At 60.9% G+C, this 15,161-nt stretch carries 16 protein-coding genes; 5 read left to right on the top strand and 11 right to left on the bottom strand.

Translation table 11 applies throughout. From position 1 onward, the window contains the following. Positions 1–184: 184 nt before the first annotated feature. The 9 genes from M2401_RS30105 to M2401_RS30145 form a co-directional block, all read right to left on the bottom strand. A complete protein-coding gene (locus M2401_RS30105) occupies positions 185–952 on the bottom strand; it encodes an SDR family NAD(P)-dependent oxidoreductase (RefSeq protein ID WP_259109525.1) in 768 nt (255 codons plus the stop codon). Continuing rightward, entirely contained in the window at positions 949–1,773 is an 825-nt protein-coding gene (locus M2401_RS30110; RefSeq protein WP_259109527.1) for an N-acyl homoserine lactonase family protein, read from the bottom strand. Before M2401_RS30110 ends, M2401_RS30105 begins: the two co-directional genes overlap by 4 nt. A gap of 44 nt (positions 1,774–1,817) precedes the next feature. Then, a complete protein-coding gene (locus M2401_RS30115; RefSeq protein ID WP_259109529.1) occupies positions 1,818–2,579 on the bottom strand; it encodes a carboxymuconolactone decarboxylase family protein in 762 nt (253 codons plus the stop codon). A gap of 163 nt (positions 2,580–2,742) precedes the next feature. Beyond that, entirely contained in the window at positions 2,743–3,132 is a 390-nt protein-coding gene (locus M2401_RS30120; RefSeq protein WP_259109531.1) for a cupin domain-containing protein, read from the bottom strand. Then, positions 3,129–4,040 (bottom strand): NAD(P)-dependent oxidoreductase, encoded by a 912-nt coding sequence (locus M2401_RS30125; RefSeq protein WP_409034007.1) that lies wholly within the window; start codon positions 4,038–4,040, stop codon positions 3,129–3,131. The genes M2401_RS30120 and M2401_RS30125 overlap by 4 nt, the downstream gene beginning before the upstream one ends. Positions 4,041–4,065: 25 nt before the next feature. Then, complete coding sequence (locus M2401_RS30130) at positions 4,066–5,418, bottom strand: MFS transporter (protein ID WP_259109532.1); 1,353 nt, start codon at positions 5,416–5,418, stop codon at positions 4,066–4,068. Positions 5,419–5,469: 51 nt separating this feature from the next. Next, complete coding sequence (locus M2401_RS30135) at positions 5,470–5,865, bottom strand: carboxymuconolactone decarboxylase family protein (RefSeq protein ID WP_259109533.1); 396 nt, start codon at positions 5,863–5,865, stop codon at positions 5,470–5,472. 82 nt (positions 5,866–5,947) lie between these two features. Then, on the bottom strand, positions 5,948–7,375 hold the full coding sequence (locus M2401_RS30140) for an aldehyde dehydrogenase family protein (RefSeq protein ID WP_259109534.1): 1,428 nt from the start codon (positions 7,373–7,375) through the stop codon (positions 5,948–5,950). Positions 7,376–7,415: 40 nt separating this feature from the next. Next, positions 7,416–8,306, bottom strand: a complete 891-nt coding sequence (locus tag M2401_RS30145; protein ID WP_259109535.1) for an NAD(P)-dependent oxidoreductase — start codon at positions 8,304–8,306, stop codon at positions 7,416–7,418. A gap of 162 nt (positions 8,307–8,468) precedes the next feature. Here M2401_RS30145 and M2401_RS30150 point away from each other — a divergent pair, with 162 nt between their 5' ends. Continuing rightward, a complete protein-coding gene (locus tag M2401_RS30150; RefSeq protein WP_259109536.1) occupies positions 8,469–8,795 on the top strand; it encodes an NIPSNAP family protein in 327 nt (108 codons plus the stop codon). 143 nt (positions 8,796–8,938) lie between these two features. On the opposite strand, the gene M2401_RS30155 is transcribed toward M2401_RS30150, so the two are convergent. After that, the gene (locus tag M2401_RS30155) at positions 8,939–9,619 is read right to left on the bottom strand and encodes a GntR family transcriptional regulator (RefSeq protein WP_259109537.1); all 681 of its coding nucleotides are present in this window, start codon (positions 9,617–9,619) and stop codon (positions 8,939–8,941) included. 260 nt (positions 9,620–9,879) lie between these two features. Here M2401_RS30155 and M2401_RS30160 point away from each other — a divergent pair, with 260 nt between their 5' ends. The 4 genes from M2401_RS30160 (at position 9,880) to M2401_RS34360 (ending at position 12,498) form a co-directional block, all read left to right on the top strand. Then, positions 9,880–10,152, top strand: coding sequence for a CopG family ribbon-helix-helix protein (locus M2401_RS30160; protein ID WP_259109538.1), 273 nt, complete (start codon positions 9,880–9,882; stop codon positions 10,150–10,152). Then, entirely contained in the window at positions 10,152–10,427 is a 276-nt protein-coding gene (locus tag M2401_RS30165) for a type II toxin-antitoxin system RelE/ParE family toxin (protein WP_259109539.1), read from the top strand. Before M2401_RS30160 ends, M2401_RS30165 begins: the two co-directional genes overlap by 1 nt. An 8-nt stretch (positions 10,428–10,435) precedes the next feature. Beyond that, the gene (locus M2401_RS30170; RefSeq protein WP_259109540.1) at positions 10,436–10,894 is read left to right on the top strand and encodes a GNAT family N-acetyltransferase; all 459 of its coding nucleotides are present in this window, start codon (positions 10,436–10,438) and stop codon (positions 10,892–10,894) included. A gap of 107 nt (positions 10,895–11,001) precedes the next feature. Next, a complete protein-coding gene (locus M2401_RS34360; protein WP_310504163.1) occupies positions 11,002–12,498 on the top strand; it encodes a methyl-accepting chemotaxis protein in 1,497 nt (498 codons plus the stop codon). Positions 12,499–12,729: 231 nt separating this feature from the next. On the opposite strand, the gene M2401_RS30180 is transcribed toward M2401_RS34360, so the two are convergent. Continuing rightward, positions 12,730–15,132, bottom strand: a complete 2,403-nt coding sequence (locus M2401_RS30180; RefSeq protein ID WP_259109541.1) for a TonB-dependent receptor — start codon at positions 15,130–15,132, stop codon at positions 12,730–12,732. Positions 15,133–15,161: the final 29 nt, after the last annotated feature.

Below are 15,161 nucleotides of genomic sequence, written 5' to 3' on the forward strand. Positions count from 1 at the left end.
CTCCGTTGGTTGGGTAGATATCCGCTAAACGCGAGACCTGTAGGAGCCGGGCTTGCCCGCGAATAGGCCGGTACATCCGCTGCATTCTTTGCGGTTGAACGATCGCCTTCGCGGGCAAGCCCGGCTCCAACGGTGTCTATCGTTTTATACGAAACCGCGAGGTGTCATAAACGGCGCCTGTGCCTCACCCCGCCAACCACCCATCATCCACCGGCAAGGTCGCGCCGGTGATCGACGCACCGCTGTCACTGCACAGAAACACGATCAGATCCGCCACATGGGCCGCGTCGACAAACCGCCCGGTGCCTTGCTTGCCGCGCAGGAATTCCCGGGTGGCGACCTCACGATCCAGCTGTTGGTCGGCCATAAGATCGGTCAAGCGCCCTTCGATGTTCGGCGTCAACACCGAGCCCGGACACACCGCGTTGCAGGTGATGCCCTGGCCCAGGGTTTCCATGGCCACGGCACGGGTAAAGCCCAGCAGCGCGGTCTTGGTGGTGACGTAGTCGATACGGTTGGCAATCGCCCGAGAGCCATACGCCGAGGACATATTGAAAATCCGCCCCCAGCCCCTGGCACGCATACCCGGCAGGCTCAGTTGCACGGCGCGAAAGGCAGCGGTCAGGTTGACCGCCAGGGCCTGGTCCCAACGCTCGACGGGAAAGTCTTCAAGGGGCGAGAAGTGCCGGACCACGGCGTTATTGACCAGCACATCCACTGTACCCGCAGCCGTCATCATTGCCTCGACACCCGCTGCGCTGGACAGATCGGCCTGCACATAACTGACCGCCACTTTGTGCTGGCGGGCCAACTCACCACAGGTGGCGCGCATATCGGCGGCGGGCTCAAGCCCGTGCAACAGTACATCGCACCCCGCCGCCGCCAAACCTGTCGCCATGGCCAGGCCGAGGCCATTGGACGAGCCGGTAATCAACGCTCGCTTACCCTTCATGCACTGGCTCCGATGCGCACGGCAAACGACGGTGTGGCCGGGTCTACCGGGGCAAAGCGGTTCATCACATCCGGGTCATGCCCCGGAATCACCACGGCACCGGGGCGCAGCAGCCATTCACGAATCTGCGCATAGCCTTGATACATGTCCGCCAGACTGTCGAGCACGGCGAATGGCCGGTCAGCATCCAGCTCCTCGTAGTAGTGGATCGCGTCGGAGGCGAGAATGACCGGCCCTTCCGGCATTTCGATGATCACTGCCAGCTGCCCCGGCGTATGCCCGCCCAGCTCATGCAGTTCGATACCGGGAATCAGGGTGTTGCGCGGTTCATCCAGCAACGTGATGCGCCCGGCCTGTTCCAGTGCCTGCAGACGCTCGATATCCAGCGCGTCGATGTGATGGTGATACTGCGGGCGGTGGCCCATGTCGGTGCCCCAGAAATCGAACTCGCGGCGGGACATGACGATCTGTGCGTTGGGATAAAGGCCCAGATTACCGGCGTGATCGTAGTGGGCATGGGTCAGTACCAGCAGCTTCACTTCGGCCGGATCAATGCCCAGGCGCGCCAGGGCGTCGGCCGGGCTGACCACCGGTTGGCGCTTGCGGGCCAGGGCCGCTTCGGGGCTGAAGCCGGTGTCGATGACAATGGTCTGTTCGTCGTTGCGGAAGATCCAGAAGAAGTAATCCATGGTGATTTCCGCATCCGCCTCACGGTAGGCGCGGAAGTTGTAATAGCACTCGCTCTTGGTGGTCTGGCGAGTGCCATAGCGCACCACGATCACTTCGGGGTTGGTCCAGTTGGTCGGATTATTGTTGTTCATATCGACTCCAGGTTCGGACTAAAAGACGGTTCGGATTTTCGGATTCAGGTTGGCCGGGATTCGCCCAGTGCCTGCTCCAGCATCGGCGCCGCTTCAAGGGCGCCGTGAATGCCGATCACGCTGACGATCTCGAGCATTTCCATCAGCTGTTCCTTGCTGGCGCCGTAACGCAGGGCGTTGCGCATATGCAGCTTCAGGCCTGGCACGTAAAGGTGTGTGGCGGCGGCATCGAAGGCGCAATACATCAGCTCTTTCACTAGCGGCGACAGCACGCCTGTGCGCCACGGCACCGACGAAAACTCGACGTAGGCCTCGAATAGCTCGGGGTCCAGCTCCAGCAGCCCCTCCCACGACGAATGCCAATAGCCACGGTTCTCGACAAAGCTGCTCTTCAGCGCCTCGCGCCGGGCATCCAGGGGTTCAGGACCGTTGCGCAGGCCTTCTTCTTCCAGCACTTGCAACAGCACCGGCACGCCGACATTGGAAGCATGGATGCCGACGGTACTAATCAACTCCAGTACCTCGGTCAGCTCTTCACAGGTCGCACCATGGGCCAGCGCCACGCGCAGATGCTCATGAATGCCAGGGCGATAGAGATGGGTTGCGGCGGCGCTGGCAGCGATGCCGATAAAGGCCTTTACCTTGTGTTCCAGGTGATTCTTCTGCCACGGCACGGCAGCGAAACCGGCATAGGCTTCGACAAAGCCAGGGTCCAGGCGCAGGAGGCTATCCCAGGACGGATTCCAGGTGCCGCCACTGTGCTCGAAGGCAGCCCGGGCTTTGAGTTGTTGTTCGGTCAGTGCCATTTCATGGTCTCCTGTGGGGCGAGCGTTTCAAGCACAACGCCCACCTCTGAGGTGGAATATGGGTTCGTTGGAGCCGGGCTTGCCCGCGAATTGGGTGATACGGTATGCCTGACAAACCGCGTCGAGGCCTTCGTGGGCAAGCCCGGCTCCAATAGCCTCAGCCCTAGGACGCCGAACGCAGATAATCCGGATCGCTCACCGCTTCCTGCCACACGGTCTTGCCGATGGAGGTGGCGGTATGGACCATGAAGTTCTCGGTATTGGCGCCGTGCCAGTGCCGCTCGCCGGGGCCGATCCATACGGTGTCGCCCTGGCGAATCACCTGGGGCGCCTCGCCTTCCAGGCAGATCCAGCCACTGCCCGCAGTGACATAGAGTACTTGGCCGAATTCATGGAAGTGCCAGAACGTCCGGGCGCCGGGGTTGAACGACACGTTGTTGATGGTCACGCCGTCCGTCGTCGGCATCACCGGGTCGGCCCAGACCACGCCGGTAAAGGTTGCGCCGCGCTGTTCGGAAATGGCGCCTTCGACGCTGCCGTGAATAACCTTCATGCCTTGTCCTCTTTCCAGGTTTGATGAAGCCGCACGCCACCGGACATATCGCCGATGGCGTCGACAACCTTGTTGCTGATCTGATCGCCGTAGCCCAGGGCGACTTGCAGGCCAAAACTGGCCAGGGGGCCTGAGGCATTGAGCGAAGCGACACCCAGTTCCCGCACGCGATCGATGTAGAGCACCACGTCCTTGTTCATCAACTTGCCGGTCAGGCCACCTTCCAGGTAGTTGCCGTCGACGATGTAGGGGAAGCGCTTCTGCGTGGCGAAATTGACCCCGCTGCTGCTGTTGAGCACATCGAGCAACTGGTGCAGGTCCAGGCCAGCCTTCTTGCCCGCCACCATCACCTCGGCGGTGGCGGACAGGCTCACGGCATTGAGAAAGTTATTCAGGGTTTTGGTGGTATGCCCCGCCCCGCTCTCGCCCATGTGAAAGACCTTGCTGGCGATGGGCGCGAACACCCACTCCAATGCAGCGACACTGGCGGCATCGCCACCGACCATCAGGGTCAACGCGCCCTTCTCTGCCGCCGCCGCGCCACCAGAGATCCCGGCGTCGATGTACTGCACGCCACGGGCGGCAAACAGCCCGTGCAAGCGCACGGTGGAACTGGCGGCAGCGGTGCTCAGGTCAACCACGATCTGCCCTTGGCGACAGTGGCGCAGCAGACCGTCCGGGCCTTCGACAACGGCCTCGACCACCTTGCTGTCGGGCAGCGACAACAGCACCACTCCCGCCTCTGCCACGACGCTGGCAATGGAGTCCGCCACCTGGGCGCCAGAGGCTGTTACCCGTTGGGTGTCGGTGTCATAGCCCACTACGTTGAGGCCCGCGTCGACCAGGCAGCGAGTCATGCGCCCGCCCATATTGCCCAGGCCGATAAAGCCAATGGTTGTGTTGTTCACAAGTACTCTCCTGTTCTGCCGGGCGTCAGAAATCGACGTCCTTGGTTTCCGGGCCCATGTATGCGCCGATGGTGGCGATCACGCCGCCCACGCATAGCAGCACTGACGGCGTCATCGTGAAAGGCATGAGCTGGCCCAGCCAGGCCATGTAGAAGGCGTAGAACGACGGGATGATCACCGACAGGCTGAAGCCGACGCCGAAACCGGTGGCGCGCACGTCGGTGACAAAACGCTCGTTGATGTAGGTCACGATCACGCCCCATGGCGCGGTTACCAGCACCGACAGCAGGCAGACTAGGGTCATGATCACCGGCAGCGACAGCCCCGGCACATTGGCCAGCACATACATGATCCCCGCGCCCAAGGTGGCGATGATCGGGCCGAGGGTGAGAAAGAAGCGCCGACGACCGATCTTCTGGCCGATCATGCCCGAGGCGATATAGCTGAAGAACAGCACCGAGTAAGCGATCAACAGCGTGCCGGTGACCTGCATGCCGGACAGGTGCAGGGTGTTCACCAGCAGCCCGGTCGGCAGGAAGATGGTGATGATGTTCTGGGTCAGCCAGAAGCCGGTCATCATCAGCAACACTTGCAACAGGTTGCGGCCGCTCTTGCCCTTGAGCAGGTCGGTCAGGGGCAGTTTTTCCCGGGGTTTCTTGCCGGTATCCTCTTCCCAGATTTCCGATTCCGACACCGCATAGATGTAGTACAGCGCCAGCACCCCGGCCAGGACCGCACCAATCACGAAAGGAATGCGCCAGCCCCATTGCACATACGGCGAACCGGGGCCGTCCAGGGGGAACAGCATGAACATCAGCATCGCCACCAGATTGATGCTGACATAGGCCAGGGGGAAGCCGGCGATGATCAGCCCGCCGACAAAGCCGCGCTGATGTTTTTTCGAATACTCGATGGCCAATGGCATGGCCCCGGTATAGCCGCCGCCGAGGAAGATGCCATCAACGAAACGCAGCAGCACCAACGCCCAGTACGAGGCGATACCGATGGTCTCGTAGCCCGGCAGCACGGCGATCAGCAGTGTCACCACGCCAAAGCCCGATACCGAATAGATCGAGGCCATGCGTCGCCCGGTCTTGTCGGCAATCATGCCGAACAGCAGCGCGCCGATGGGCCGCCCCAGCAGCGTGGTGATGAATACCAGAGAGGCGAGAATCGCCGCCATGCCCGGCGACAACTGGGCCGGCTGGAAGAAGAACAATACCGGGGACAGCACGACCACCGGCAGGTAGATGTCGAACATGTCGATGTATTCGGAGAAGAACGCGCCTTTGATCGCGTTCCTTCTTTTCTTCTCGATCGATTGATCGGTTTCGGCCAGCGCTTTGGTCGGGGCTGGGACCGGGGCGGAGATACTCATGACGTTTCCTTATAATTATTGTTGAACGACAAGCGTGTGTGCAGTCGCGGCTCAGGCGCCCTGGGTTTCCGCCTCGTAAGCCTTGATTGCTTCGGATGCGACGCGGAACGCCGCCAGGCCCACGGGCATGCCGCAGTAAATCGCCGCCTGCATCAGCACGGCGCGGATCTCGTCCTTGGTCACGCCGTTGCGCAGGGCGCCGCGCACATGCACGCCCAGTTCATGGTGCTGGCTCATGGCGGTGAGCATGGCCAGGTTGAGGATGCTGCGGGTCTTGAAGGGCAAGGTTTCATCGCCCCAGATTTCGCCCCAGCAGGCTTCGGTGACCAACTTCTGCATCGGCCGATTGAAGTCATCCGCCGCCGCCCAGGACTTCTCTACATGCTGATCGCCCAGCACTTCCTTGCGATTGTTGAAACCCTGATTGAAGCGTTCGTTATCACTCATGCTGCTCTCCCGTTTTCCGTACTATCGACCGATTGTCATACAGTCTAAAAAGGCAAATTTTTTACGTAAAACCCGGCGACCTTCAGTCGCCGTAACCCACCATGGCTTTGACTTCCAGATACTCGCGCAAGCCGAACTCGCCCCACTCACGGCCATTGCCTGAGCGCTTGTAGCCACCGAAAGGCGCGGCGAAATCGGCGGGCGGATAGTTCAGATGGACACTGCCAGCCTGCAAGGCGCGGGCGACATTGCGGGCGCGTTGCTGATCGGCGGATTGCACATAGGCCGCCAGGCCATAAGGCGTGCCGTTGGCGATCTGGATAGCCTCGGCCTCGCTGTCGTAGGCGATCATCGACAGCACCGGGCCGAAGATTTCTTCCTGGGCGATGCTCATCTGCGCAGTGACATTGGCGAATACCGTAGGCTTGACGAAATAGCCGATGTCCAGCCCTTCAGGCTTGCCGACGCCGCCAGTCACCAATTGCGCACCTTCATCGATACCGGCCTGGAGCAGCGTCTGTACCCGTTGCCATTGCGCACGGTTGACCAAGGGTCCGAGCTGAGTCGATTCATCGTTGGTCGCACCAACCTTGAAGGCTTCGGCGGCCTGCCGGGCAATCTGTATGGAGTCATCCATCAGCGCCCGGGGGATCAGCATCCGCGTCGGAATCGAGCAGGACTGGCCGCTGTTGGTAAAGCAGGCGGCGACGCCACGGGTTACAGCATTGTGCAGATCGACGTCGTCGAGAAGGATATTGGCCGACTTGCCGCCCAATTCCTGGGCCACGCGCTTGACTGTCTCGGCGGCGGATTTCGCCACCTGCACCCCAGCCCGGGTCGAACCAGTGAACGACAGCATGTCGATATCCGGGTGGGCCGACAGCGCCGCGCCGACACCAGGACCGTCACCATTGACCAGGTTGAACACCCCGGCCGGCACGCCCGCTTCATCCAGCACTTCAGCAAACAACAGGCTGCTCAGGGGCGAGTACTCGCTGGGCTTGAGCACCATGGTGCAACCGGCAGCCAGGGCCGGGCCGACTTTCACCACGATCTGGTTGATCGGCCAGTTCCACGGCGTGATCAGCCCGCAGACGCCCACCGGCTCATAGCGCAATACTGTATTGCCCTGACGCTGCTCGAACTCGAAAGTCTTCAGCACTTCGATCAGTTGCTTCAAATGCAGCCAGCCACGGGGCACCTGGGCATTGCGTGAGGCGGTAATGGGCGAACCCATTTCCACGCGCATGGCCTGGGCGAACTCTTCCTGGCGGCGTTCGTAGATCGCCACGATACGCTTGAGCAGTTCGATGCGCTCACTGACGCTGGTTTGCGAGTACCCAGGCAAAGCCTTGCGCGCGGCATCGACAGCACGCTCGACATCCGTGGCGTTACCCAGGGCCAGGCGTTCGATGACTTGTTCAGTAGCAGGGTCGATGACGTCGAACCAGGTCGGCGCAGCGGGCTCGACCCACTGTCCATCGATGTAAAAACTGGCGGCACGAGACATGCGGTGTGCTCCGTTGCTGATCCTGAAAATACTCAGGCAATCACTGGCCTTCTTTGGCCAGCATCCGGTACATCTCGGTGTGGTCGGTGGCAGGCGTGGAATCCTGCGCCACCTCATCCCAGACCTTGATGGTGCCCTGGCCGAATGTCAGCGGGTAATCCAGGGCATCGGACAGACCCTTGGCGATCTTCAGGTCCTTGTTCATCAACTGCATCGAGAAGCCGGAACCGAAGCTGCCGCTGAGCATGAATTGCCTGGCTTTATTCAGGGAGGTATTGCTGCCGCCGCTGGAGGCGTTGAGCACATCGACCATCACACCCGGGTCGATACCGAAGCGCTTGGCCACATGCAGCGCCTCGACCGTCGCCAGCAGGCCGGAGGCCGAGACGAAGTTGTTCAACGCCTTGGCCGCGTGACCCGCGCCCGCTTCGCCGATATGCAGGATGTTCTTGCCCATGGCGTCGAGCAGCGGCTGGCAGCGCTGCATCACTTGCACGTCACCACCGACGAGAATCGCCAGGCTGCCGTCGACCGCGCGCTTGACGCCACCGGAGACCGGCGCATCCAGATAATGCAGACCGAGCGCTGCGAGTTTCTGCCCCAGTTCACGGGAGCGCGCAGGCTCCGAAGAGCTCATGTCGATCACCACCGTGCCCGCAGTCAAGGCCGCGGCCCATCCCGACTTGCCATCCGCGCCCAGCAGCACGCTTTCGACAATGTTCGAGTTGGGCAGCATAGTGATGAGGGCATCGAGGGAACCGGCGTTGTCAGCCGTCAGCGCGCTGGCGCCGAGGGCGCTCTGCACTTCTTGCAGACGCCCGGCATCGGCATCGGCGAGAAACAGCTGGAAGCCGGCATTGCTGAGGCAGGAAGTCATCGGCAAGCCCATCATGCCAAGGCCGATGAAGCCAATCCGTTGCGGTTGAGTCATTGCTTGCGCCCTATTGTTTTTGTAGAGGGATTCGCGGCGGCAGCAGGATATTTTTTGCCCGCTGCACGTCAGCAGTTGCGACAAAACTATATGACTGTCATACAATCGGTCAATAGGCTACTTCGCCTATTTCTTGACCGGTACTTACTTGAGGAGCTGGAAATGATTGTCGAACTACGCATCTACCACTGCGCACCCGGCCGCCTGCCGGCCCTGCACGAGCGCTTCAGCAAGATCACCCTGGGTTTTTTTGAAAAGTACGGAATCGAGCAGATCGGTTTCTGGACGGCCCTGACCGGCGACAGTAACCAGACCCTGACCTATCTGCTGAAATGGGACAGCCTGGCCGACCGCGAAACCAAGTGGAACGCCTTCCAGGCCGACCCCGAATGGCAGGCCAAGCGCGCCGAGACAGAGGCACAGGCGATTATCGTGCAACGGATCGAGAACCAGTTTTTGACGCCGGCGGCTTATTCAGCGTTGCGCTGATTGGCCTGTGACGCCACCCGCGAACGCTGGTCCGTTGGAGCCGGGCTTGCCCGCGAAAGCCTCAACGCGGTGTACCTGACTCATCGCGCTGTTCAATTCGCGGGCAAGCCCGGCTCCAACGTTACCTGCTCAGGCTCAGGCGCTCACTGAACCGCGTGAACGTCATTCTGCGCCAGCAATTCCAGCACATTCTTCGACGCATTTTCCACATGCAGCAACGCCGCCGCACAGGCGCCGGCCTCGTCGCGCAGCTGGATCATGCGCACGATTTCCTTGAGTTCGGCCAGGGTATGCACCATTCGCCCTTCTCGCCCGAGAGACAGGGCGCGCAGCAGGCTGACGCGATTATTCAACTGTTCCAGCATGCCGCCAACCACGTTGCTCTGCTCGATATCCAGCAACACATGATAGAAGCGCCGTTTGATATCCAGCAGCGCCGCGCCGTCCAGGGACGCGGTATGGGACTGGGCGACGAATTCGTCGAACACCTCGGCCAACTCGGTGACATCCTCGTCACTGGCGTAGCGCACGAAGTTACGCACCGCGAGCACTTCCAGTGCGCCGCGCACGTCGTAGATCTGAATGGCATCCTTGGCGTCCACCGAAGCGACATAGGCACCGCGATGGGGCACCTGCTCTACCAGGCCTTCGGCCTCCAGTTGCCGTAGCGCTTCGCGCAATGACGTGCGACTGACATCCATCGCCGTATAGAGCTGCTGCTCGACCAGTCGATCACCGGGCTTGAAACGCCCGGAGATGATTTCATTGCGCAGTGCATCCTGCACCTGATGCCGCAAGGACGAGGCCTGACGCTGTACTTTCATGTGGTAATCCCTGAGACCCTGTCATTCATTACTGCGCCCATCGACAGCAGCGCCTGGAACACACCATAGCCCATGACATGGACCGACCGGGCAAAATCATATTGTATTACAAATGCTTTTCAAGGATGGCAGATTCAAACCTTGGCACTTCAACGTGTTGATAGCGAGCCAAACGCGTTACCTGCTTGAAATTTACTCGTGGACCTCTATGATTTAAATTTAATCGCTTTCAATCAATTTCAATCATATTGGTGAACACCATGGCTCACAGCGCAGAAACGCGGGTCGTTACCGCCCATGTGCCTTTGCTTCTTGCGGAAAAAGTCGATCAATTGGCCCTACGCCTTGAGCGCTCCAAAGGCTGGATTATCAAGCAAGCGCTCATGGCCTGGGTTGACCAGGAAGAAGAACGCAGCCGGCTGACGCTGGAGGCCATGGCCGATGTGGACGCCGGTCGTGTGATAGACCATCAGTCTGTACAGGCTTGGGCCGACAGCCTGGATAGCGACAATCCCCTGCCGGTACCCGAATAATGGAGTTGATGTGGACCGGTAAAGCGCTGTCTGATTTATCCCGCCTTTATGAATTTCTTGCCCTGGTCAACCGCCAGGCCGCTGCCCGCACTGTTCAACAACTGACCTCATCTCCTACTGTGCTATTGAACAATCCGAGGCTCGGTGAACGCCTTGACGAGTTCGAGCCTCGCGACGTCAGGCGCCTGTTGATCGGCGGCTTTGAATTGCGTTACGAAATCCAGGGGCCGACGCTGTATGTCCTGCGCCTGTGGCATACCCGCGAAGACCGATGAGACAGCCCATGACCTCACCCAACCTGCGCCTGGCAACGCCCCTCGACATCCCCGCCATCCAGCGCATCGTCCGGGATGCCTACTCGCCCTACATTGCACGCATCGGTCGCGAACCCGGGCCGATGAGCGATGACTACGCAGCCTTGATTGAGGCGCAACGCGTCCAGGTACTCGAGCGCGATGGCGCGATTGATGGCTTGCTGGTATTGATCCCCGAAGCCGAGGCGCTGCTGCTGGATAACGTCGCGGTGTCACCGCATGCCCAGGGTTTGGGGTTGGGTCGCACATTAATGGCGATTGCCGAACAGACGGCACTGGACTTGGGCTACTGCGCCATCAGGCTCTATACCAATGAAGCCATGGTCGAGAACCTGGCGATTTATCAGCGCCTGGGCTACGTGGAAACCCATCGCGGAGAAGAAAACGGGCTAAAACGGGTGTATATGTGCAAAGTAATGGCTGAATGATGGCACCTTCATTGCTACATTGAACCGGCAGTTCACGCCCGTGCTCTGTATCAGACACACCCCAGCCCTCGTGATGTCTTCTGCGCCACAACATGGAGTCCGTGTGCATGCCGTTACCCGCCCGTTTTCTTGAGCACTACCGCAAGGCCGACCGCACCATGCTTGGCGTGGTCTGGCTGATGTTCTTCTTTTCCTTGGGTCTGGCTTTCTGGCATGACACCTTTATTCAGGCGTTTGTCATCGGCGGCGGTACCAGTCTGTTACTGACCCTGGCCTATCGCCTGATCGGCGGTACGCGCCTGATGCGTTGCGCGCTGGGCATGGGTCTTATGGTCATGGCCGCGCTGCATATCAATCAGGCCCTGGGCGTGATCGAGTCGCACTTCGGCATTTTCGCTCTGCTCGCGGTGCTGACGTTCTATCGCGACTGGCTGCCGATCCTTGTCGCGGCGGCCACCATCGCTGTGCACCACGTGCTGTTCCATGCCTTGCAGATGCAGGGCTGGCCGGTGTTCGTGATGGAGCACCATGGCGGCTGGAGCATGATTTTCGTGCACGCGCTTTATGTGGTCATGGAGACCATCGCCCTGCTCTACCTGGCCACGCAAAGCCAGGCCGACGCGGTGGAAAGCCAGGACATGCTGGACAAGATGCTCACCGCCACTTCGCAGTTCACTCTGGATGCCGGGCCAGACAGCACCGGCAGCGCCCATGTCTCACTTGCGCAGCGTTTCGATCAGTTCCTGTCGCAGATCACCAGCCTGATCGACGGCGTCACCCGAGACTCCCATGGCCTCGGCCAACTGGGTCAGGAACTGGCCAGGGCCAGCACTACGCTGGAAGTCGGGGCACGCAATCAACTGACGGAAATTGCCCAGGTGACCGGATCAATGCAGCGCATGGGCGACGCCATGCAAAATATCACCGTCAACGTCGAGCGCGCCGCCGAGCACGCCGGCCAGGCCAGTGTGCAGATAACCAAGGGCCAGGAAAGCGTCAACCGCGCACAGAATGAAATTGCGCTACTGGCCTCAAGCATCAAGGGCACCAATGAAACCGTGCAGTTGCTCGCCGGGCATGCCGACCAGATCGGCACCGTACTGGAAGTGATCAGCAGTATTGCCGACCAGACCAACCTGCTGGCCCTCAACGCCGCCATCGAAGCCGCTCGCGCCGGTGAGCAGGGCCGCGGTTTTGCCGTAGTCGCCGATGAAGTGCGCAACCTGGCGCAACGCACCGCCGTGTCCACCCAGGAGATCAAAGCCATCATTGATGCCCTGCAACAGGGCAGCAGCAAGGCTGTTGCGGCCATGCAGGACAGCCACAAAGGTGTCGAGCGTTGCGTTGAGGACAGTCAACAGGCGGCGGCGATGCTACGGGCGGTGGGCAGTGATATTTCCCATATCGATGAGCTCAATGGCCATATCGTTAACACCACCCGCGAACAATCCAGCGCCAGCGATGAAATCGTCGGGCGCCTGGCGTCGGTGCAGAGCATTGCCCGCAGCACCGCCGACGACGTCGAGACCCTGGCCCTGAGCAGTCAGCGCCTGCCGCCGATTGCCGTGCGCCTGGATGCATTGGGGCGCACGTTTCGGCAGTAGGCGCCAATAGGGCGATTTCTATGGATTGATTGTGGGAGATCCCGCCCCATCTAAGCCGCCGCGCTGTCACGCAGCAAACACTGACCGGGGCAGGGAGCAAATCTTGTGGGAGCGAATTCATTCGCGAAGAGCACAGGTACATCCGACGCATCTTCATCGGTTGGAATACTTTCGCGAATGAATTCGCTCCCACAGTTCGCTCCTACCGAGTCTGCGGCCTGCGATAGATGATCAAAACCCGACCGTCGCCGAGAACAGATAAGTCCGTGGCGTCGCCAGGGTCAGGCCCGGCTCGCTGTCATCCGAGGCACCGGCCGAGCTCCAGTAGCGCTTGTCCGCCACGTTTTCGATATTGGCGCGCAGGGTGACGGCCTTGTCGTCGACTTTGAAGGCGTAGCGCATACCCACGTCGAAGCGCTCCCAGGAATCGATTTCCTTACTGTTGGCCTGGTCCAGATACTGTGAGCTGGAGTAGATACCGCGCCCGGTCAGGGTTACGCCCTGCAGGCCCGGCACATCCCATTCGGCACCGAGGTTGACGTTGTACTCAGGTGTGGCAGGCGCACGGTTGCCGTCGAAGGTGCCGTTGGCGGTGCCCTTGAGCTTGCTGTCGATGTACATGACGCCGCCCAGCACACGGAAACCCTTGAGCGGCTCGCCGAACACGCTCAGCTCCGCGCCGCTGTTCTCGCGCTTGCCGTTGGGGCCGAAGGTGCGCGTGGTGGCGTTGGTCTCGTAGGCCGGTTGTTTGATGCGGAATACTGCGGCGGTGACGGCCACAGGGCCGAAGTCATACTTGGCGCCCACTTCGACCTGACGGCTGATAAATGGCGGGAAAATCTCGTCTTCGTTGATCGAAGTCGACGGCGCAATCTTGCCCTGGCTCAGGCCTTCCATGTAGTTGGCATACAACGACAGGCGTTCGGTGGCCTTGAACAGCACGCCACCGGACGGCGAAACCTTTTCTTCGTCATAGGCTGTGTCGCCTTTGACACCATCACTCCAGTCATCGACCTTGACCCGCTGCCAGCGCCCACCAAGGGTCAGCAACAGGCGGTCATCGAAGAAGCCCAGGGTGTCGGACAGCGCCACGCCGCTGAAGCGGTTCTCGGTGTAGACCTTCGGGTCATAGCGTGTCGGCCTGCTCGGCGTCGGCGTTTGCACCGGGTTGAACAGGTTGCTGGGCGCCGCCGCATAACGCGCGCCACCGTTTTCGAAGTCCATATAGAAGTAGCTGGCCGCCAGGTTGACCTCATGACTGACCGGGCCAGTGTGGAACCAGTTGCGCACGCCCGCCGTGCCTGTGCGCACGTTTTCGTCACGGGTGAAATCCCGTGGCTGCACGCTGAAGTCCCCTGCCGTATTGGTGATCGCCACGGCATGACGAAGGAAGTCATGGTTGCTTTTACGCGCACCGACACCGCCATAGACCATCACCGAATCGCTGACGTCGTACTCGGCATTGACCGTGCCGAAGGTGTCCTTGGTGCGCGCCTTGCTCCAGCCCTCGGCATAGTTGTCCCGCACATCATTGGGGTTGGGCACCTTGGCATTGGCACCGATCTGCACGCGTTCCTGGGGCGCATCGGTATCGCGCTCGGTATGGCCGATATCGGTGGACAGGCGCAGGCGATCACCACGGAAATCCAGGCCCAACACGGCCATCTCGCGGTCGACACTCTGGTGATCCCACTCGGTGTCCCCCGACTGCTTGACGCCATTGAAACGCAGGCCGAACTGGTTTTCGTCACCAAAACGCCGCCCCACGTCCACCGCCCCACCGACCTGATTGTTCGAGGCGTAGCTGCCGGTAAATTCGGTGATGGGCTTGTCGGTGGCGCGCTTGGGCACCACGTTGATGCCGCCGCCGACGCTGCCCCGTGGCGAGATGCCGTTGATTAACTGGCTCGGGCCTTTGAGGATATCCACCCGCTCCGCCATTTCCATGTCGATGGTGTAGGTCGGCAGCACGCCGTACAGGCCGTTGTAGGCCACGTCACTGTTGAACAGGCTGAAGCCGCGAATGGTGAACTGCTCGTAACGCCCGCCCGCCGGGTTGGTCGAACGCACCGAGGGGTCACTGTTGATCAGGTCGCCCAGGGTCCGCGCCTGCAGGTTTTTCACCGCCTCACTGGTGTAGGTGGTCTGGCTGAACGGGGTTTCCATGAAGTCTTTGGCACCGAGCAGCCCTTGAGAGCCCTTGCGCGCCACCTGGCCACCGGCATAGGCCTGGCCGTCGGTACTGTCATTGGCACCGACGATAGACGTCGGCGCCAATTGCAGGCCGCTGCCTTGCGGCGCCGGGGTCAGGGTGTAGGCCTGATCGCCCACGGGCAGCAATTGCAGGCCGGAGCCTTGCAGCAGCCGGGCAAAGCCCTCTTCCACGCCATAGTTGCCGGACAGCCCGGCGCTATTGCGCCCGCTGACCAGCGCCGGGTCCACCGACAGATTGACCCCGGCCAGCCCGGCAAAACGGGTCAGTGCGGCACCGAGGCTACCGGCTGGCACCTCGTAAGTGCGCCGCCCCGCCGTCTCCGCCCAGCTGAGCGGGACGAACAGCGGACTGGAACTGAGGGTCAGCAACAAACTGAAATGCAATAGCGGACGCAAGCGGTAGGACGATACTGCGGACATGGAGGGAAGCTCTCGTATTTTGTTCACTT

This window comes from Pseudomonas sp. JUb42, assembly GCF_024807945.1.
Classification (GTDB): domain Bacteria; phylum Pseudomonadota; class Gammaproteobacteria; order Pseudomonadales; family Pseudomonadaceae; genus Aquipseudomonas.

Excerpts from the sequence above, each read along its gene's own strand:
- M2401_RS30105 (WP_259109525.1), bottom strand. The coding sequence starts at position 952 with ATGAAGGGTAAGCGAGCGTTGATTACCGGCTCGTCCAATGGCCTCGGC.
- M2401_RS30110 (WP_259109527.1), bottom strand. The coding sequence starts at position 1,773 with ATGAACAACAATAATCCGACCAACTGGACCAACCCCGAAGTGATCGTG.
- M2401_RS30115 (WP_259109529.1), bottom strand. The coding sequence starts at position 2,579 with ATGGCACTGACCGAACAACAACTCAAAGCCCGGGCTGCCTTCGAGCAC.
- M2401_RS30120 (WP_259109531.1), bottom strand. The coding sequence starts at position 3,132 with ATGAAGGTTATTCACGGCAGCGTCGAAGGCGCCATTTCCGAACAGCGC.
- M2401_RS30130 (WP_259109532.1), bottom strand. The coding sequence starts at position 5,418 with ATGAGTATCTCCGCCCCGGTCCCAGCCCCGACCAAAGCGCTGGCCGAA.
- M2401_RS30135 (WP_259109533.1), bottom strand. The coding sequence starts at position 5,865 with ATGAGTGATAACGAACGCTTCAATCAGGGTTTCAACAATCGCAAGGAA.
- M2401_RS30140 (WP_259109534.1), bottom strand. The coding sequence starts at position 7,375 with ATGTCTCGTGCCGCCAGTTTTTACATCGATGGACAGTGGGTCGAGCCC.
- M2401_RS30145 (WP_259109535.1), bottom strand. The coding sequence starts at position 8,306 with ATGACTCAACCGCAACGGATTGGCTTCATCGGCCTTGGCATGATGGGC.
- M2401_RS30150 (WP_259109536.1), top strand. The coding sequence starts at position 8,469 with ATGATTGTCGAACTACGCATCTACCACTGCGCACCCGGCCGCCTGCCG.
- M2401_RS30155 (WP_259109537.1), bottom strand. The coding sequence starts at position 9,619 with ATGAAAGTACAGCGTCAGGCCTCGTCCTTGCGGCATCAGGTGCAGGAT.
- M2401_RS30160 (WP_259109538.1), top strand. The coding sequence starts at position 9,880 with ATGGCTCACAGCGCAGAAACGCGGGTCGTTACCGCCCATGTGCCTTTG.
- M2401_RS30165 (WP_259109539.1), top strand. The coding sequence starts at position 10,152 with ATGGAGTTGATGTGGACCGGTAAAGCGCTGTCTGATTTATCCCGCCTT.
- M2401_RS30170 (WP_259109540.1), top strand. The coding sequence starts at position 10,436 with ATGACCTCACCCAACCTGCGCCTGGCAACGCCCCTCGACATCCCCGCC.
- M2401_RS34360 (WP_310504163.1), top strand. The coding sequence starts at position 11,002 with ATGCCGTTACCCGCCCGTTTTCTTGAGCACTACCGCAAGGCCGACCGC.
- M2401_RS30180 (WP_259109541.1), bottom strand. The coding sequence starts at position 15,132 with ATGTCCGCAGTATCGTCCTACCGCTTGCGTCCGCTATTGCATTTCAGT.